Raw genomic sequence first — 17,823 nt, forward strand, 5'->3', positions numbered from 1 at the left:
CGCCGACGGGCTTGAGGAGGCAGCCTGATAGTTCGCGCACATGGGAGGATCGGGCCATGTGCCCACCGCCGCCGTTCGGGGAGAAGCTGCGGGCCGAACTGGGTTCGCCCCGCCGGGCCCGCAGACTGGACAGCAGTCCGCGATCGCAGGTATGGCGGGCCGAGCTGTCCGGCACACCGGTAGTGGTCAAGCAGCTCATCGAAGGCCCGGAGGCCGCCGGGAGATACGCCCGCGAGGTGGCCGCGTTACGGCTCGCGTCCCGGGTCGACCCGCCCGTCGCGCCACGGCTCCTCGGCACCGACCCCGACGAACGGGTGCTGGTCCTGGAGGACTTGGGCGATCAACCGCCGGCCGACGACTGGGTGATCGGCTACGCCGAGGCGCTGGCCCGGCTCCACGCGGCCACCAGCCCCGACGACGTCGGCCTCCTCCCCGCCTGGTCCGGCCCCGCGAGAGAGGACATCGGCTCCTTCCTCGGGCTCGCCCAGACCCTCGGCCGCACGGTGCCATCCGTTGTACGGACCGAGCTGGACGACCTCGTGAACCGCCTGACCCACGCACCCGGTCACGCCCTGCTGCACGGCGACCCCTGCCCCGGCAACGACATCCACACCGGCGACGGGGTCAGGTTCATCGACTTCGAACAGGCCGCGCTCGGCAACGGGCTCATGGAACTCGCCTACCTGCGCATCGGCTTCCCGACCTGCTGGTGCGCCACAGCCCCGGCCCCACCACTGCTGGACGCGGCGGAGGCCGCCTACCGCACGGCCTGGCGCCATGCGACAGGCGCCGACGTCCAGGACGATCTCACCGACGCGTGCGCGGGCTGGCTGCTGCGCGGCGACGCGCTCGTCGAGCGGGCTCACCGGGGAATCGCCGACCACCTGTCCAAGGTCCCCCACAAGGACTGGCGGTGGGGCACGGCGACGGCCCGCCAGCGGCTCGTCCACCGCCTCGGGACCGTCGGCCGGATGACCACGAGCGGCGGCGAACTCGAGCATCTGGGCCGGCTCGCCATGGCCATGCGCGCCGCGATGCTCACCCGTTGGCCCGCGCTCCAGCCACTACCCTCGCGGCGGCCCTAGCGCGGCGCGGTCAGCCGGGTACGTCCACGCGCCGCGTGCCGATCACCGACAGCAGCCGCAGAACCTCCTCCACCGGGGAGCCGGGTCGGCCGTGTAGCTCACGACTCGCTGGTCCCGGGCGTGATCGACCAGCTCAACGCCCACACCCCGCTGCGCCGCGCCGCCGAGCCCGAGGAGGTCGCCGAGACCGCCGCCTGGCTGCTGAGCGACCGCGCCTCCTACGTCACCGGAGTGGTCCTCCCCGTCGACGGCGGCATGCGGGTCTCGTGAGCCGAGGAAGCGTTCTGGCTTTCGCTCGTAGCGGCGCTGCGGCCTGCCACCGGCGTATCAGGCCATGCTCGGCGTTGCGATGGTTTCGTCAGGCATCCTGCCCGCCTGTGAGACCCATGGGGTAGTTCTCTCGGATCAGCAGGCTCAGGTGTTCCCGAGCGCTGCCGAGTTGGGCCGCCGTATCGGCCGCCTCCTGAATCAGGTACTCCAGTCGTTCAGGACGAATTCCCCCCTGGAGGGCTTTGTTGACTTCTTCTCGATTGGCCAGCATCCAGGAGACCCGGGCGTCCACAGCCCTCTCGAACTCTTCGAGCAGATCGGCGCAGTAGAGACGCATAAGGCCAAGCAGCGTACGGCGGGCCGCCTGGCGTCGCTTCGCGGAGCTCCAGCGCTGCGCCAAAGGTGCCGACGGGCGCATGATTTCTTCGATATCCCGCTGCGCCGCCTCGACGTACCCGGCCTTGAGGGGAATTTTGAGGAACGGTACACGGATTGGCGTGCCTGCGTTGTTGGGGCCACAGACGCTACCCGTAGATCGCCTGGTCAGGTGGTGGGATCTGAGCCGCTCGAGCGCTTCGCTGGTGTTGGCCGCGGCCTGGCACCACTCATGCAGGATCTCGTGCAGCTCCATCAGGGCTTCGTGCATGTTCGGCCATACTGGCTTCCCGTTGGCATTGTCCGAGACTTTGTGCAGCATGCTGCCGACTGCCTTGGCGACGACTGTTGCCTCAGGACCTACTGGCATTCGGGACCCCCACCCTGAATGGTCAAGTCTCCATACGTTAGACGCGCTCCAGAGCGTGCGAGGGGCAAATCGTCGAACGCAGGGGGTGCGGGTCAAGCGGCCTCGCAATGGTGTGCCCGGGGCGCCACGCGCCACTTGACCCAGGCCGGGTCAGCGAGCGGTCCCTCAGCCTCTCCAGTCCGGCCCGGCGCAGAAACTCGACGACGTCCGCGTCCGGGAGGCCGAGGGTCTGCCCGTGCAGTCACCCGCTGGCAAGGGCAACAGTAGCCATCAGGCCATGCTCGGCCTTGGCCGCCCACACAACCCGGAGGGGGCTTTCGTCGTGCCCAGCTGTCGTCGGGATGCCGTACGGCCTTCTTGACCGCGGACTCGATCTGGTTGCGTGGTGTGCCGGTTGCTTGGGCGTACTCGGTGACGGCGGCCGTCTGGAGTTCGACGAGTCTGCCGGGGATTTCCACACGGTGGGTGACAAGCCACGCTCTCGGTCAGTCCCGGGTAGCGCCCTCCGGCCAGATCACCCGAGAACGGACACCGGTGCGCTCGGCGTAGGCCACGACATCGGCCGTTCCGCCGTACCCGCGAGCTGGCTGCCCGTCACACAGCGACCAGCTCATCCACCACGCCCACCAGAATCTCGCTGCCGGCCATGTGCGCCTGGGAGTCCGACTCCACCATTCCCGTGCGGTGGATGTCAGCGGCTTGTTGGGTGAGACGGTCATAGGTCGGGTGGTGCTCCTCCGGCAGGCCCTCGCGGTACTTCTCCGCAGGGACCACCACCTCAAGGCGGCCGCCGGCCTCCAATACCAGCTCAGCGAACCAGGCGTCTGGGCCGTCGGCAATACACGAGACCCCGACCAGATCAGGTCCGTGGCGCGCGACTTCCTCTTGAAGTGCTCGGCGGACCAACTGCTCAGTCTCTGCGGGCAGGCCGCGGTGGCCGGTGATGCCGAGGCGCATGGGCCGCTCCTTTCGTGATCACAGGTAGATGCCGTGCAGTCGGTCGTCGAACTCGCGGACAACCCTGGAAGGAGTCGTCGAAGTGTAGGACCGCCGGAGCCCACGGGCGCGCTCGATGATCCGGCCTGACCGATACCGTGCCCCTGTCTCAAGTGCCCGCCCGGCCAGAGCGAACGCACCATCCAACCGACCAGTCGCCAGCTGCGCGGCGGCCAGGTCGAGCGTGAGCAACGCACGCTGCTTCTCGTGGCTTGTTGTGAGGGCCGCTGCGGCTGCGTCCTGGGAGGCGGCCACCCATCCGGGGAGGCCGAGCCGTGCGCCGCAGGTGAGCCGGGTCGCTGCGACCTTGGTGTGGGTGAAGGTGAACACCCATGGCCACGGTGGCGGCTGTTCGTCCTGGACGGCGTCGGTGCTGCGGACAGCCTGGTCGAGCGCGCTTCCCGCGGCGGGACGGTTCCCCGCCGCCGCGTGTGCGAGTGCCTCGATCGTCCCGAGCCACGCGGTGGCGATGGCCGGTGCTGCGTCGCCCAACTGGCGATGGGCTTTGTCCGGCGGTCGGTGAAGGGGTCGGCCGGGTGACGTACGGGGTCCACCGTGACGACCTCCCGGCCTCTTCCCCGGGCGAGGCCGCCGACCGGGCCGCCTGACCGTCTACTCCCTGGTCTACCTGCACGTCCACCGCTCATCTACCGCCGTCTACCTGGCGCTCTACCACCCCGTCTACCCGCCGAGAGGAACCGAGATGACGCAGGACGAGAAAGCCGCCGCCGTACGCGAGGCCGCGCGCGAGGTGCTGGCGCACGGCGGCCCCGAGTGCCTCACCGACCCCGCACCAGGTCATGCGGGCAGTCGGCCGCGCGCTCGGCGCAGGCGCCTCCAACGAGGACATCAAGGCCGAGATGCGCCGCCAGCGCGGCGAGAGCTGAACCCCCGGGGGCGGCCGCCATGCCGCCAAGCCGTCGACCGCCCCGGTTCCCCATCCGGAACGAGACGAGGAGCCACATCATGGCACTCCGCAGAACCGCTGCCCCAGCCCGGCAACGGCCGCCCTCCGCGCGCACGTCCGCACCAGCGGCCCCGCGTCCACCTGGACCCCCGAGCAGCGTAAGGAGCACGCTCAGCTGTCCGACGCGGCCATGCGCGAGCAGGCCGGAGTCGACAACCCAGCGCCCAGTCAGCACGCCAGCCAGTGACGGACGGATCGAACACCACATCTCAGACCCGTCACACCTCTATCCACAGCGCACCACATGCGCTGAAATGCCACCACCAATGTCCTTGGGGGGAAATTCCATGAGTAATCCGTACCAGCCCAGCCCCAGCCCGTACGTCACGGGGCCCATGCCGCCCGCTGGTCGGCCGAAGATGTTCAACACCCGGGCCGCACAGGTCCTGTGGACCCTGCTGCCCATCGTGAGCCTCGGCCTCGCGGGGGCCGTTCCGCTCGTCGCCGCCGCCGTCAAGGGCGTGGTGAGGCCCGTGGTGCCAGCGGTCTACGTCGCGGCCGAACTGGCCGTGTTCGGGGTCGTCGTGGCCCTCGGCGACGGTGACCACCCGGTCGCCGGTCTCGTGCTCATCCTGTTCATCATCGCCGCGGCGACGCACACGGCTCTGCTGGACAGTGAGCGGGTCACCTTCGGTAAGTAGTACCGCCTGACACACTGGAAGCTACGCGCCGGGTAGCGCCCGGCCGAGGCCCCGCCGCGACCACCCCCGCGGTGGGGCCTCGGGCCACTCACGATGCCTCAGAGCCCTCGTCCAGCTCGCCGTGCGCATCCAACTGCCAGCGCACCCCGTTCGCGTCCGTGAAGTACAAGTCCGGCCGCGCATTCTCCAAGAGAACTTCAGGCATCCGCTGTGATCTGAAGGTGAACTCGCGCCCGGGGCCTATGAGATGCACACGTCCGGGGCCCCATCCCCTCTGGCCAGCGGTTGTTGCGTCGCGGGCATCGTAGGTATCACCGAAGCGCACCAGCACATCTCGGATCGGCTCATCGCTTGTGTTGATGACCCGAACCTTCCAATGATCATTACGCCCTCCGAAACCCTCGGCGTCATTTGTCCACGAAAGGCTGTGCTTCATGGACACGCGTCGCGCCTGAGCCGTCCGCCGTTCTTCCGCCTGCGCGAGCAGTTCGGCACGCTCCAGCGCCAGCGTCGCCGACTGCTCGGCGATGAACTCCCGCTGCTCGCGGATCTGCTTCTGCTGACTCCGTAGCGTCCCCCGGGCGTAGTACGCAGCAGCAGCCGCGAACGCGCCAGCGACCCATGTTGGGGCGTCCCCCCAGTCGATCCCACCCATGCGCGCAGCCTACGGCCGGGCGACGGTCAGGTCGCCGCCGTACGCGGTCTCGTCCCTTACCCGAACTGCGTGGGCTACGCGGCTACTCGGGCAGACCGCCCCGTCGACCACCGGCGGGGCGGCGGCACTTCACCCACGGGAGGCACCGTGAAGCTCTGGCCCCGCCGACGCCCACGCCCGCCCTTGAGCGCCCGCGCGCGAACCCCACCCGCGTCGCCGTCCTCGAACACGACCTGCTGGGTATCCCGCCCGAGCCCGGGAGCCCGGCCGCGCTCACCATCGCTCTCCGCCAGGCGGGCACCTGCTTCGAGCACGACCCGGTCGACACCAGCGCGATGGCCGACCCACACCCGACCGGGCAGTGCGCGCGCTGCGGGCGGCTGATGATCCAGGACACCGAAGGCCGCCGACAGGCCGCACTACAGACGTAGTTGCGCGGGCGGCGGATCGTGCCGCACACTGGCCCCACGTCCGGCGTGCCTGGACACAACGACTCCTCGGCCCTCGCCCATCATGGCGAGGGCCGTCTTGCGTCACAGACCAATCACGGCCCACACAACTCCCTCACGTTTACGTCGGACATCGGACACCATCACCCCCATGCCACGACACTTCACCATCATCGCCATAGCGGCCGCCTGCCTCCTCGCCCTCACGGCCTGCGACGGCGACGACAAGGCCGACAACAGCAAGGCCAGCGCCACCCCGTCCGTCGACACGAGCAAGATCGAGAAGGACTTGGGTATCCCACCCGAGCCGACCGGCGCCAAGCGGACCGCGCTGATCGCCGCGCTCAAGGCCATCGATCCGCAGATCGTCGCCGACGAGGACAAGGCCATCAGCAACGCCCGGAACCAGTGCCAGGCGCTTCACCACGGCGGCCAGAAGCCGGACTACTTCGCGGCCCAGCGCTTCGGCAATGACCAGCACCCGGTCAGCGAGGCGAACGGCAAGCTCATCAACGCCGCCTTGCGCAAGACCCTCTGCCCCTGAGCCACCCCCGGCCCGGCCGTCTGCACCGCTGCGACGCCGGGCCGACGTATACCCGGAGGTGGCCCATGGCCCGAGCCACAGCGCGTCGGGTCACCGAGTGGGCCCAGGTCGACCACGAGCGCGAGCGCGCACAGCGGCGAGAGGACCAGGCGCGCTGAGGCTGACCGCCGCGGCGATGCAGTGGCCACGCTGGCGACGGACGTACGACGGCTGCGGACCCAACTCCGTGGTGAGGGGAAGACGCCGGTGGCCCCGGATCCGGCGGATGCGGTGAAAGATCTCCCTGACCGGGCCGAGGTACCGGTGCCGCTCCCGGGTGAGAAGGGCGACCCGGGCGCTCCGGGCGAAGCCGGAAGTGACGGGGCGCCCGGTAGGCCCGGAGCCACGGGCCAGCCCGGTAAGGACGGCCAGCCAGGCGCGTCCGGTGTCCCGGGCCAGGACGGGGCGCCCGGCCGGGACGGAGCCCCGGGCGCGAAGGGCGATCCCGGCCTGCCCGGACGGGTACTCGCCGCAGGCGCCGAGCTGGGATCCGGATGCGCTGGTGTGCAGGAAGGACGGTGCGCCGCAGCCTCAGCCGTCGGACAGCCCGAGCACCCCGGCCGCGCTCACCCCGGATCGACGACGTCTCTGATTCTGATCGTGAATGCCCCCTCTCGGCTGCGGCCGGGAGGGGGGCGCTTCGTCATGCTCAGCCGTCGTCGGGATGCCGTACGGCGCGCTTCACTGCGGCCTCGATCTGGTTACGCGGCGTGCCTGTCTCCTGGGCGTGCTCGGTGACGGCGGCCTGGATCGTCGCGGCGGCCTCGAACCAGCGCTTCCACTGGGCGGCGTGCTCGTCGCCGTCCAGTACGGCGAGCTTGTCGCGCTCGGAGTCGGCTGTTACTGGAGCGAAATGAGTCTGTCGGGGATGCCCACGGCCGGATCATAAGCCGGTCACCACGCGCCCCCTCGTCTGGCCATCGTGCCGGGCGTGGGGGAGCTTTCGTGTTCAACCTCCCCTGACCCTGCCTGCCCGGCGTACCGTGGCCAAAAGACCTTCTGGCGGGGGTACACATCATGAATAGCAAAACCATCGGCGACCGCCTGGGCGAAATGCGGGAGTACCGCGACATCACTCAGGAAGAGCTCGCAGACCGTGCAGATGTCCACGTCGACACCATCCGGAAGCTGGAGCAGAACACCCGGCAATCGGCGCGCCTATCCACCCTCCGAAAGCTGGCGAGGGCCCTCGACATTGAGCTGAATCGACTACTGGGGCAGCCCACCGTGACCACAGACCTCCCAGACGACGACGGCGGACTGATCGCCTTGCGCGACGCCATCCAGGACATCAGCGCGCTGCCCGGCGTGCCTACAGACGATCTCGACGAAGAGCCGCCCTCAGCAGAGACGTGGATGGGCCAGGTCCGGGCGGCCACCACGCTCTACTGGGAAGGGGCGTACAGCGGTCTCGCCGGCTCCCTCCCTCTCCTCCTTCGGGACGGGCGCGCCGTGGCCCGGGAGACAACGGGCTCGCTCGTCGAACAGGTCTGGAATCAGCTCGCGCTGTCGTATCAGTTGGCCGCCAGCCTCGCGACGCAGTCTGGGCATCCCGACTGGGCGTTCGAAGCCGTGGAGAAGCAACTGCATGCGGCCCAGCGGGCGTCCGATCCGTTGATGGAGGGGATGGGCGTCTCCACGTTGTCGTGGGTGCTGCTGCGGCAGGGCCGGTGGGAGGAAGCACAGTCGGTCGCGGAGCGGAAGGCGGACGTTTTGGAGCCGTCAATGCGGCGCGGTACGAGCGCTCAGTACGCGGTGTATGGGAACTTGCTGGTGGCGGCGGCTACGCCTGCGGCGCGGCGGGATCAGAAGGACGAGGCCGACGGGTACCTCAACTTCGCTGAGGCTGCGGCTGTCCGGTCTGGGGCTGTGCGCGTGTACGGGACCGCATTCTCTCCGGTCGACGTCAAGACACAGATCGTCAACATCGCCATGGCAGGCAGCGAGCCGGACGCGGATAAGGCTCTGGAGGCGTCCGGGGATGTGCGCCGCGACTTGATCAAACGCCCGGTGCATCTGGCCGCCCACCGCCTGGACGTGGCTCAGGCCCAGTATCAGACGGGCGACAGCGAGGGAGCACTGGATACCTTGCTCGAAGTGGAGGCTGACCAGCCTGAATGGATCCGGTATCAGATGCTCGCGCGGGCCACGGTGTTGGAGATGCGTGAGGAGGAGAGGCGGCGGAATACTCGGCTTCGGGGGCTGGCTGCCCGACTCGGGGTTGAGCCTGCTCTCTGACTAGGACGTGACGTCCTAGTCACGTCATAATCGGCTCAGCGTCTGGTGCACTTCGTCACTGGGCTGTGATCGCGCACATACCTAGCGTGATCTGCATCACGGCGGCGCTGGGCCACGCTCCCGCCAGGACACTGGCCAGCGCCGCCCCTCGCAGATCCGCAGGGGAGCCCCGACGTGACGACCAGAGCCTTGCCGTGGACACCGCCGAACACCGAAGACGTCGAGGCGTTACCGGTCGGCAAATGGTGGGACGCCGTTCGCACAGCCCCGATCGTCGGCCAACGCGCGCTCAAGGCTCTCGGCGATAAGACCGGTGCCGTCATTCAAGACAAGCACGGCCCCCTGTACTGGCTCGTCGCCGTAGGCTCGGCCACGAGCTGGCACCTGCGGCAGGTTCGCGTCTTCGCTCGCCTCACCGACGAGATCACCTACCTCGGCATCCCGCCCGTCTCCTGGACGGAAGGCCCCAGCACCCACTGGCGCGTGCCGGTCTCGGCCGACCACTACCTCACCGACGCCTTCAAGCTATGGGGAGCGCTGGCCGAGGCCGACCGCGCCGAGTACGGCCGCGCACCCGAGGGCCGCCAACTCTGCTACCGCTGCCAGCTGCCCACCGACGAGCCCATCCCGGTCGAGGTGGAGGATGGCCGCAGCGATGTCGGCAAGGTCACGTACGCCTGCCCTCCGCACGCACCGCTCTATTCGAAGCGCTGGCCGCGGAGCCTCACCAGCGCGGCCGCGGCCGAGCACGAGGGGCGGCGGCCCCGATGATGGGAAGCCAGACAGCGGCCACCGCGCGACCGGGCCCCGCCGGGATCGACCCGAACGCGCTGACCTACCAGCAACTCCAGGGCTTGAACTGCACCCTGTGCGGGCTGCCCCTCGGCGCGGACCGACCGCTCGGCACGGTCACGATCGCACGGGGCGCAACGCACACGACGTACGAGGTGCGCGGCTGCGCTCCCTCCTGCGCGGAGACCTCCACCGGCCCGGCCGCCGAGACCGAGTGGCGCGCCGCCCTGGAGCACGCCGCGGGCTGCCGGGCCTGCCAGACCCTCGGCGGTGGCTGCTCGGAGGGCGAGCAGCTGCTGAATGCCTACGAGGAGGCCGCACGGCAGGCCCGGTCAGGGGGCAGCGCATGATGGGGCATCGCAAGACCGCTCCCGCCGAGCGGGCGGCCAGAGCCGAACAGATCCTGCGTGATGCCGAATATCGGCCTCTCGTCCCGTATCCGGGCCTCGCCAGCTCTCCCTGGGCAGCGGTGTGTACGTCGTGCGACACCGTCCGGTACCCCACGGTGACGGAGGTGCTACAGGACCAGTGCAAGCACGTCAGGCGCGAGCAGCCACCCCCGCCCCGCCGGGAGAGGCGGAGTCCGGGAGGCACCGGATGAGGCACGGCCGAAAGCCCCTCGCGGTGAGGGCCGGGCTGCTCACCTTCCGCGCCGCCCGAATGGGCCTGCTGCTCGCCGCGGTGCCCGCGCTGCTGGTGCTCGCGGTCTGGCTCTGCTTCGCAAGCACCCCCACCCCATAAGCCGGGTGGGCCGCCGGCGGTCCGGTGCCCCCGTACCGGACTCACCGGGTCGGCGGCCCATCCTCCAAGCCCCCTGCCGGTCGATACAGCCAGGCACAGTCACCGACAAGGCAGGGGTGAAGGGACTCCGGTACCGGTCTGCACCGCCGGGCCGGAGTCCCGTCCAGCAAGGCCAGACCAGGTCATCCAACACAGGAGGCAATGTGACCGTCACCGTAGAACGGCCGCTCGGCACCGCCGCCGACCCCAGGTCGCTCCTCAACGCAGATCTCCTCGGCCGGCTCGCCGCACGCATCGTGAAGGACCACGACATCGCGCTGCCACTCGCCGAGCGGATCGCAGCCCAAACCGCGGCCTTTCTCGCCGTCTGCGCCAACAACACCAGCCAGCCGCTGACGCCCAGCAAGGCCATCGACATCGGCTGGCACACCTTCATCCTCCACACCCGCGACTACGCCGACTTCTGCCAGCACGTTGCGGGACACTTCATCCACCACGTCCCCACAGATCCAGAGGAAGGCGAGCACGGCACAGCTGCGGCAGCGCGGCAGCGCACCCTCGACGCCATCGCGACCGCCGGGTACGCGGTGGACACCGACCTCTGGCCCGAAGCGGCCGACTGTAGCCAGTGTCACGCGGGTTGCAGCGACAGCCCCAACAGCGGCAAGAAGTGACGTAAGCACGCCGCCAGCCGCCCGGCACTGCCGTCGGGCGGCTGGCTCACAGGAACGGAGAGCGCATGGCGGAAACCGCCTGGGACACCTACGCGCAGCAGAAGCCCCAGCGGCGGCCCGTGAACGCCGCCGGAGAGACGACGTGGTTCAACTGGACGCAGTACCCCGACCACGGGCCCGGCGCCGAGATCCTCGGTATAAGCCGCGGCTCGGCGGTGTTGGAGCTCGGCTGCGGTAAGGGTGGCAACCTCGCGCACGTCGCAGCACTCGGCGCGCGGGCCGTAGGCGTGGACTTGTCCATGGCCCAGCTCAAGGCCGCCAGCGCCGGATGGGCCGACACCGTCCAGTTGGAGCTGCACCAGGGGGAAGCTCTCGACTTCCTGGCCCACTGCACGGACACCTTCGACGCGGTGTTCTCCGTCTTCGGCGCGGTGTGGTTCACCGACCCTGTCCAGCTGCTGTCGGCGATTCGTGAGCGCCTCCGTCCGGGCGGCGTGCTGGCCTTCTCTCAGCGCCCGCCTGTCGAGGGCTGCTATGGCTGTCAGGCGTCGTACATCACCAAGTCTGAGGATGAGGACCCGCTGGTGGTGAAGCGTTGGGATTACGAAGCACCGCGCTGGGCGCAGATCCTGCGCGAGCACGGGTTCACCAGTGCGACCGCGCGGGTGCTGCCTGCGCCGCCAGGCCTTCGGCAGATCGGCACCATGCTCGTCCGCGCCACGGCCTGAGCCTGCCCCGCCCCGTCGGCGCCCCCCTTTGTGCGGGTGGGGCTCGGGCCAGCAGTTGCTGTCTCACCTCTCGGGTACAGCCGGTAACGCCTACGCGCCGGTAGTCGCTGACCTAGCCGGAATCTGATTGGGCACTGCACTGATCGGCAAGGCTCAAGGATCACAGTCGTGGAACAGCCGGTAAGAGGGGACGCCGAGGGCACGGGCCAGGCGGGCGATCTGGTCGACCGGGAAGCCCGGAGAGCCTGTTTCTTGCTTCTGCTCCTATGCGCCAGAACGTCCCGCAGGGGCACCTGAAGGGGGCTCCTACACCGTTAACCTAAGCCTTTCACTGGAACCGACCGACTGTGCCTGCGGCGGCACGCACCGGCTGGTTGCCTGATGGTGGCCGTGGAAGGCCAGATCTACCAGGCCATCGATGAGCGCTGCCCGGTTCACCCGACACAGTAGGGCTGCCTACTGGTGTCATCTGCGGATGTCAAAGACCCCCAACCGAGATCGACTGGGGGTCTTTTCGCTGGTGGGCACAGACGGGTTCGAACCGCCGACATCTGCCTTGTAAGGGCAGCGCTCTACCGCTGAGCTATGCGCCCCAGGGGGCTGTCAGCCTACAGGGTTTCCGGGGTGGTGCCGCAATCATGGGGGAGGGTGGGGAGGGGGCCGCCGAGGGGGCGGAGCCGGGTTGGAGAAATCCGCAGATCGCGAACCGAACCGAGCGCTGTGTTCGTCAGTGTCGGGTGGGAGAATGACATTCGGACCTGGGCGATCCATCGGGAGCGGGAAGTGGCGGCGTCATCTGCAGAGTCTGCGCGTCCAGCGCGCCGTCCGCGTCGTCCGGCCGACCGTATTGCCTCATTCATCGCTTTTGAGCGGATTATCCGTGCGCGTCGGTCGCGTCAGTCGCGTCCGTCGCGTCCGTCCCGTCAGCCGCGTCGGCCCTCCGTGCTCGGGCTGGTGCTGCTGCCCGTGCCGTTGTTGGTGGCGGTGAGGTCGTTGTCGTTCGCCGGTGGGGGCGGGGGGCGGCGGTGGTTCGGGGGGCGGGGGGAGAGTCAGCGGGCGGAGGCGCAGGCGGCGAAGGATGCCGCGGCGGCGGCTTTCTATGAGCTGGACACCGCGCAGCGGGATCTGCGGATCTCCATCGAGACGATCACCGCCGTGGACGATTCGCCCGCCGCGCGCCGGACGGCGGCCGACTTCTCGGCGCTGGAGCGGCGGATCGACCAGGTCAGCCAGGACTACATCACGGCGGTCGACGCCCATGATCTGGACCGGGACGATCTGGACGCGGCGACGGCCTCCCGGGCCCGTGCCGATCTGACCAGGGCGAAGGACGCGCTGGAGCGGACGAAGGCGGATCTGGACCGGTTCGCGCAGGGGCTGGGGTCGCTGCTGGAGCAGGCCGAGACGCGGCTGGCGCGGTTGGCGCCGGCGGTGGAGCGGGCGCGGCAGGCGCTGCTCGCGGCGAGTAACGCGCTGGACGCGGTGCGTGCGTCGGGGCTGCGGGCGGACGATCTGGCGGCCCGGCTGGCGGCGCTGTCGCCCGAGCTGACCAGGCTCAACCAGGGGGCCGGGCAGCACGGTGTGCAGGAGACCCTGCGGCGCGCCGATGATGTGCTGCGCAGGGCCGAGGCGGTGCGCGGGGAGGCCGAGCGGCTGCCGGAGCGGGCGGCGGAGATCGACAAGCGGCTGGTGTCGCTGCGCACCCGCGCCCAGGCGATCACCACTCGGGCGGCCGGGGTCGAGCCCGTCCTCAGCGAGCTGCGCCGCCGTTACACGGCGGCCTGCTGGCAGGATCTGCAGCCCGTCCCCGCGCAGGCGGCGCGGGATGTGGCGCAGGCCGAGGAGAAGCTCAAGGAGGCGCAGGCGGCGCGCGAGGAGCAGCGCTGGCCGGATGCCACCGCGCTGCTGGCCACCGTACGGGCGCTGCTGAACAGTACGGATGAGGCCGTCTCGGCGGCCGGGGACCGGCTGCGGCGGCTGGACGAGGTGTCGTACGACCAGCAGAAGGAGATCGAGCGCACCCGGTTCGCGATCCGTGACGCGCAGCGGCTGGCCATGGCCGGGCGCAGCACCCCGGATCCGCGCCACGCGCGCCCGCTGGACGACGCCGTGGAGCGCCTCGACCGGGCCATCGCGGGTCTTGAGGGGCGCCATCCGGACTGGTGGCACTTCCTCTCCGAGACCGAGGCCGTACGGCAGACCGTCGGCCGGGTCGTCCAGGAGATCCGGGACGAGCGGGGCGGGGGGCATTGAGCCCGCGCAAAGCCCAGGGCTCATTCGGGGGGGCTGACCTGCGGTCCGGTGGCTATGCTCCTGCCATGCCTCGCTATGAGTACCGCTGCCGCGCCTGCGGCACCACCTTCGAGCTGAACCGGCCCATGGCCGAGTCCTCCGCTCCCGCGTCCTGCCCGGACGGGCACGACGACACGGTGAAGCTGCTGTCCACCGTGGCCGTCACCGGCGCCGCGTCCTCGTCGTCCTCCGCTTCCTCGGCCCGGCCTCCGTCCGGCGGTGGCGGTGGCGGTGGCGGCTGCTGCGGTGGCGGCTGCTGCGGTTGAGCCTTGGGGGGCCGGGGCGGATCCTGGAGATACGTACCCGTGCCGCGCCTCCGGTTGTGCGCGCGCACGTCGTGTAAGCGCCGGTGACGTGGCGGTCCACGGGTACGGCCTCGACCGCGGAGAGCGCGCGGCCGAGGTCCGGCGCCAGCAGCAAGGAGGCCGGAGATGGCTACGGGCCGCCCCTCCCCCATCGGTCCTCATCCCGCCGGAGTCGCACGGCACTTCCCGGAGCGGATCGGCGCGCACACCACGCTCGATGAGCATCTGCCCGTCGATCACCGGCTCAGCAAGGTCTATCGCGTCGGCGCCGGACTCATGGGGCTGGTGCTCGTCGCCTTCGGCATCCTGGGCCTGATCCACCGGGTCGGCTTCTTCGACACCGGCAGCAACACGGTCGCCGGGCTCAACACCAACGGCACGCTGAGCGTGCTCTCCATCGTCATCGGGCTGCTGCTGTTCTTCGGCATGCTCATCGGCGGCAACTTCGCCTCGTCGGTCAACATGGTGCTCGGGCTGCTCTTCCTGCTGAGCGGGTTCGTCAATCTGGCGCTGCTGGAGACCTCGTACAACTTCCTGGCGTTCCGGATGCAGAACGTGCTGTTCAGCTTTGTGGTGGGGCTGCTGCTGATGTGGTTCGGGATGTACGGACGGGTCAGCGGCGGGCTGCCGCATGACAATCCCTACTGGGTGACCCGCCACCCCGAGCAGGCCGAGCGCGAGGCCGCCCACGCGCGTGAGCTGGTCGCGGCGCGGGAGCGGGCCGCCGAACGGGGCGGTACGGCCCTCCAGCCCGGGGCCCCGCTCCAGCCCGGCGCCCCGCTCACGCCCGAGGCCCCGGGCGCCCCGGGTGGGCCCCTTGAACGCGCCCCGGGTGAGCCACTTGAACGGTCCGGTCAGCCGCCCGGCAAGTGGGGCAAGCTGGATCAGCCCGGCGGCGGCGCCGAGCCCACCGACCAGCCCATGGGGCGCTGGGCCCGGGTCCGGGAGCGGATCCGCGACCGGCGGCTCAGCTGACCCGGCGCGCGAGGGTCAGGCCGTCGGCGACGGTGAGCATGACCGCCTCCATCCGGGCGTCCGCCGCCACATGGTCGTTGAACGCCTGGATCGCGGCGCCCCCGGGCGACGGCGCCGCCTCCATGACCTGCGCGTGGTAGAAGACGTTGTCCGCGACGATCAGACCGCCCGGGTTCATCCGCGGGACCAGCTCCTCCCAGTACGGGATGTAGTTCTGCTTGTCCGCATCGAGATAGGCGAGATCGACATGGGGCTCGGCGGGCATCGCGCGCAGCGTGTCCAGCGCGGGCGCGATCCGCAGGTCGATACGGCCCTCGACACCGGCCTTGGCCCACGCCTTCCGCCCGTACGCCGTCCACTCCTCCGACACATCGCAGGCGATCAGCCGGCCGTCGGCGGGCAGCGCCTGGGCCATGGCCAGCGCGGAGAAGCCGGTGAAGGTGCCGACCTCCACGATGTGGCGGGCGCCGGTCAGCCGGACCAGGAAGGCCAGCAGCGGGGCCTGCTCCTCGGCGGACTGCATTCCGGCGTGGCCGGGGAGATTCCGGTGGGTGACCTCGACGAGCTCGCGCAGGACCGGGTCGAGCGGCGGATTGTGCCGCAGGACGTAGTCGTACAGCTCGGCCGTGATCGGTGTGCTCTTGCTCTCGGCCATCACGGCCTCCCTTTCGGATCCTCGGCTCCCCGAGCGGTTCCGGTCCGGTCCGGCCCGCTCCGGTCCGGCCCGTTCCGTTCAGCTTCAGCTTCAGCTTCAGCTTCCCAGATAGCGCAGTACGGCGAGCACCCGGCGGCTGTATCCCGCGTTCCCCGGCAGTTCGAGCTTCTCGAAGATGGCGTTGATGTGCTTCTCGACCGCGCTGCGGGACACATACAGCCGCTCGGCGATCGCCGCGTTGGTGTGTCCCTGGGCCATCGCGTCGAGCACCTCCCGCTCGCGCGGGGTGAGGCGGCTCAGCGGGTCGGTGCGGGTGGAGCGGGCGAGCAGTCCGCGGACGACCTCCGGGTCGAAGGCGGCGCGGCCCGTGGCGACCCGTTCCAGCGCGTCGAGGAACTCGTCGACCTGCACCACCCGGTCCTTGAGCACATAGCCGACTCCGCCGGACCGCGCCCTGGGAGCCCCGAGCCCGCCGGTCTCGGCCGCTCCCTCCCCCGTCAGCAGCTCCGTCGCGTACCGCTTCTCCACGTACTGCGACAGCACCAGCACGCCCACCCCCGGCCACCGCCGTCGGATCTCCAGCGCCGCCCGCAGCCCCTCGTCCGTATGCGTCGGCGGCATCCGTACGTCCACCACCACCGCGTCCACGTCCGGTGCCGTCTCGACCGCCGCCACCAGCGCGGCGCCGTCCCCCACCGCCGCCACCACTTCGTGCCCCTCCTCGGCGAGCAGCCGCACCAGGCCCTCGCGGAGAAGGGTCGAGTCATCGGCCAGGATCACCCGCACACCACACCGCCCAGGGACGGGGCGGGCAGCTCCGCGGTGACGGTGGTGGGGCCGCCGGGCGGGCTCACCACGCTCAGCCGGCCGTCGAGGGCGGCGACCCGCCGGGCCAGGCCGAGCAGACCGCCGCCCGCCGGGTCGGCGCCGCCGGTGCCGTCGTCGGTGACGCGGACGGTCAGCGTGCCCGGGGCCACGGCCGTCAGCGCGACGTCGACGCGGGCCGCCCCCGAGTGCTTGAGGGCGTTGGTCAGCGCCTCCGCCACCACGAAGTACGCGGCGGTGCGCACCGCCGTGACCGGCTCGGCCGTGAGCCCGTAGTCGAGCCGTACGGGGATGGCCGAGCGCTCGGCGACCGTCTCCAGGGCGATTCGCAGCCCGGCCTCGTCCAGCGCGGTCGGATAGACCCGCCAGGCCACCTCGCGCAGCTCGTCCAGCGCCTGGCGGCTCTCCTCGTGGGCCTGCGCCAGCAGGGCGCGCGCCTTGGCCTGGTCCTGGCTGCGGCGGGCCCGGCCGAGCAGCATGCCGAGCGCCACCAGCCGCTGCTGTACGCCGTCGTGCAGATCGCGCTCGATGCGGCGCCGTTCGTCGTGGACCGCCTCGACGACCCCGGCGCGGCTGGCGGCCAGCTCCTCGATGCGGTGCCGCAGCGCGTCCTGGGTCTCGGGGCCGAGGACGTCGCGCGCCAGCCGCGCCTCGAGGTCGGCCACCCCGAGGACCCCCTGGACGGCGAGGAACAGCAGGAAGAAACCGCCGATGCTGCCGGTGACGATCCCGGCCACGTCGTGGAAGCCGGTGCCGAGCAGCCAGCCCCAGAGGGGGAAGGCGCCGTAGGCGAAGCCCACGAGCCCGGCCAGCAGCACAAGACCGCCGAGCAGCCCGACCGCGGTGCGTACCGCGAGGTAGCGCAGCGCCTGGCGGTCGCCGTAGCCGGAGGTGACCTCGATGTCCAGGAACCGGGCCAGTCTGCGGCGCTCCAGCTCGGTCAGCCGCGCCGCGCCCGCCGTGAACGGCCGCAGTACGCACTGCCGCGCGCCCGGCCAGGGCACGGACAGCAGGGTCAGCCCCACCGCCGCCAGGAACGGCAGCGCGACGAGCGCCGTACCGGCCCCCGCCAGCAGCCCGGCGGCGCGCCGCGCCGCGCGCCGCGGCCATCTCCCCGTGGTGGCACTCATGGTGGAAACGCTAGCGGCCGGGACCGGCCGGGACACTGAGGATTTCCGCAGGTTGCCGGTGCGGTGGACGGCCGGGG

The 17,823-nt window shown here is 70.6% G+C and carries 18 protein-coding genes, 1 tRNA gene and 3 pseudogenes; 13 read left to right on the forward strand and 9 right to left on the reverse strand.

From position 1 onward, the window contains the following. Window positions 1-56 precede the first annotated feature (56 nt). On the forward strand, window positions 57-1,085 hold the full coding sequence (locus J2Z30_RS28920; RefSeq protein WP_044576022.1) for a phosphotransferase family protein: 1,029 nt from the start codon (window positions 57-59) through the stop codon (window positions 1,083-1,085). A gap of 10 nt (window positions 1,086-1,095) precedes the next feature. Here J2Z30_RS28920 and J2Z30_RS51790 read toward each other — a convergent pair. Continuing rightward, window positions 1,096-1,211 (reverse strand): annotated as a pseudogene (locus tag J2Z30_RS51790) (transcriptional regulator); the annotation flags it as partial. On the opposite strand from J2Z30_RS51790, the gene J2Z30_RS28925 reads away from it, so the two are divergent. Next, a complete protein-coding gene (locus J2Z30_RS28925) occupies window positions 1,206-1,355 on the forward strand; it encodes an SDR family oxidoreductase (protein ID WP_372453322.1) in 150 nt (49 codons plus the stop codon). The pseudogene J2Z30_RS51790 and the gene J2Z30_RS28925 sit on opposite strands and share 6 nt — an antisense overlap. Before the next feature lie 88 nt (window positions 1,356-1,443). On the opposite strand, the gene J2Z30_RS28930 is transcribed toward J2Z30_RS28925, so the two are convergent. The 3 genes and pseudogenes from J2Z30_RS28930 to J2Z30_RS28940 all read right to left on the reverse strand — a co-directional run. Next, a complete protein-coding gene (locus tag J2Z30_RS28930; RefSeq protein WP_209468882.1) occupies window positions 1,444-2,052 on the reverse strand; it encodes a hypothetical protein in 609 nt (202 codons plus the stop codon). Window positions 2,053-2,585: 533 nt separating this feature from the next. Beyond that, window positions 2,586-3,057: pseudogene (locus tag J2Z30_RS28935) on the reverse strand (hypothetical protein). Between the two features lie 18 nt (window positions 3,058-3,075). Further along, window positions 3,076-3,591: pseudogene (locus J2Z30_RS28940) on the reverse strand (NsdA family TPR-like regulatory protein); the annotation flags it as partial. Window positions 3,592-4,350: 759 nt separating this feature from the next. Here J2Z30_RS28940 and J2Z30_RS28945 point away from each other — a divergent pair. Then, entirely contained in the window at window positions 4,351-4,704 is a 354-nt protein-coding gene (locus tag J2Z30_RS28945; RefSeq protein WP_044576018.1) for a hypothetical protein, read from the forward strand. A gap of 88 nt (window positions 4,705-4,792) precedes the next feature. On the opposite strand, the gene J2Z30_RS28950 is transcribed toward J2Z30_RS28945, so the two are convergent. Beyond that, window positions 4,793-5,359 carry a hypothetical protein gene (locus J2Z30_RS28950; RefSeq protein WP_044576016.1) on the reverse strand — a complete coding sequence of 189 codons (567 nt, stop codon included), beginning with the start codon at window positions 5,357-5,359 and terminating at the stop codon, window positions 4,793-4,795. 600 nt (window positions 5,360-5,959) lie between these two features. On the opposite strand from J2Z30_RS28950, the gene J2Z30_RS28955 reads away from it, so the two are divergent. The 7 genes from J2Z30_RS28955 (at window position 5,960) to J2Z30_RS28990 (ending at window position 11,564) form a co-directional block, all read left to right on the forward strand. Then, window positions 5,960-6,352, forward strand: a complete 393-nt coding sequence (locus J2Z30_RS28955) for a hypothetical protein (protein ID WP_044576013.1) — start codon at window positions 5,960-5,962, stop codon at window positions 6,350-6,352. A 1,056-nt stretch (window positions 6,353-7,408) separates the two neighbouring features. Next, window positions 7,409-8,629 (forward strand): helix-turn-helix domain-containing protein, encoded by a 1,221-nt coding sequence (locus J2Z30_RS28965; RefSeq protein WP_044576011.1) that lies wholly within the window; start codon window positions 7,409-7,411, stop codon window positions 8,627-8,629. A 174-nt stretch (window positions 8,630-8,803) separates the two neighbouring features. Then, entirely contained in the window at window positions 8,804-9,400 is a 597-nt protein-coding gene (locus tag J2Z30_RS28970) for a hypothetical protein (protein WP_044576009.1), read from the forward strand. Continuing rightward, window positions 9,397-9,771 (forward strand): hypothetical protein, encoded by a 375-nt coding sequence (locus J2Z30_RS49945; RefSeq protein WP_044576008.1) that lies wholly within the window; start codon window positions 9,397-9,399, stop codon window positions 9,769-9,771. The genes J2Z30_RS28970 and J2Z30_RS49945 overlap by 4 nt, the downstream gene beginning before the upstream one ends. A 247-nt stretch (window positions 9,772-10,018) precedes the next feature. Next, entirely contained in the window at window positions 10,019-10,162 is a 144-nt protein-coding gene (locus J2Z30_RS28980) for a hypothetical protein (RefSeq protein ID WP_209468883.1), read from the forward strand. Window positions 10,163-10,365: 203 nt separating this feature from the next. Next, a complete protein-coding gene (locus tag J2Z30_RS28985; RefSeq protein WP_044576006.1) occupies window positions 10,366-10,836 on the forward strand; it encodes a glycine-rich domain-containing protein in 471 nt (156 codons plus the stop codon). Between the two features lie 65 nt (window positions 10,837-10,901). Next, window positions 10,902-11,564, forward strand: coding sequence for a class I SAM-dependent methyltransferase (locus tag J2Z30_RS28990; RefSeq protein ID WP_044576004.1), 663 nt, complete (start codon window positions 10,902-10,904; stop codon window positions 11,562-11,564). A 518-nt stretch (window positions 11,565-12,082) separates the two neighbouring features. On the opposite strand, the gene J2Z30_RS28995 is transcribed toward J2Z30_RS28990, so the two are convergent. Further along, window positions 12,083-12,157, reverse strand: a tRNA-Val gene (locus J2Z30_RS28995). A gap of 349 nt (window positions 12,158-12,506) precedes the next feature. On the opposite strand from J2Z30_RS28995, the gene J2Z30_RS29000 reads away from it, so the two are divergent. From J2Z30_RS29000 to J2Z30_RS29010, 3 genes are all read left to right on the forward strand, one after another. Further along, the gene (locus J2Z30_RS29000) at window positions 12,507-13,817 is read left to right on the forward strand and encodes a coiled-coil domain-containing protein (protein ID WP_044576002.1); all 1,311 of its coding nucleotides are present in this window, start codon (window positions 12,507-12,509) and stop codon (window positions 13,815-13,817) included. 65 nt (window positions 13,818-13,882) lie between these two features. Further along, the gene (locus J2Z30_RS29005) at window positions 13,883-14,122 is read left to right on the forward strand and encodes an FmdB family zinc ribbon protein (RefSeq protein ID WP_044575999.1); all 240 of its coding nucleotides are present in this window, start codon (window positions 13,883-13,885) and stop codon (window positions 14,120-14,122) included. 165 nt (window positions 14,123-14,287) lie between these two features. Beyond that, a complete protein-coding gene (locus J2Z30_RS29010; protein ID WP_052701607.1) occupies window positions 14,288-15,136 on the forward strand; it encodes a DUF4383 domain-containing protein in 849 nt (282 codons plus the stop codon). On the opposite strand, the gene J2Z30_RS29015 is transcribed toward J2Z30_RS29010, so the two are convergent. From J2Z30_RS29015 to J2Z30_RS29025, 3 genes are all read right to left on the reverse strand, one after another. After that, window positions 15,129-15,791, reverse strand: coding sequence for an O-methyltransferase (locus J2Z30_RS29015; protein ID WP_044575998.1), 663 nt, complete (start codon window positions 15,789-15,791; stop codon window positions 15,129-15,131). The genes J2Z30_RS29010 and J2Z30_RS29015 overlap by 8 nt on opposite strands. A gap of 96 nt (window positions 15,792-15,887) precedes the next feature. Continuing rightward, the gene (locus J2Z30_RS29020; RefSeq protein ID WP_044575996.1) at window positions 15,888-16,577 is read right to left on the reverse strand and encodes a response regulator; all 690 of its coding nucleotides are present in this window, start codon (window positions 16,575-16,577) and stop codon (window positions 15,888-15,890) included. Beyond that, entirely contained in the window at window positions 16,568-17,746 is a 1,179-nt protein-coding gene (locus J2Z30_RS29025) for a sensor histidine kinase (protein WP_044581991.1), read from the reverse strand. The genes J2Z30_RS29020 and J2Z30_RS29025 overlap by 10 nt, the downstream gene beginning before the upstream one ends. Between the last annotated feature and the right edge of the window lie 77 nt (window positions 17,747-17,823).

This window comes from Streptomyces iranensis, assembly GCF_017874715.1.
GTDB classification, from domain to species: Bacteria; Actinomycetota; Actinomycetes; order Streptomycetales; family Streptomycetaceae; genus Streptomyces; species Streptomyces iranensis.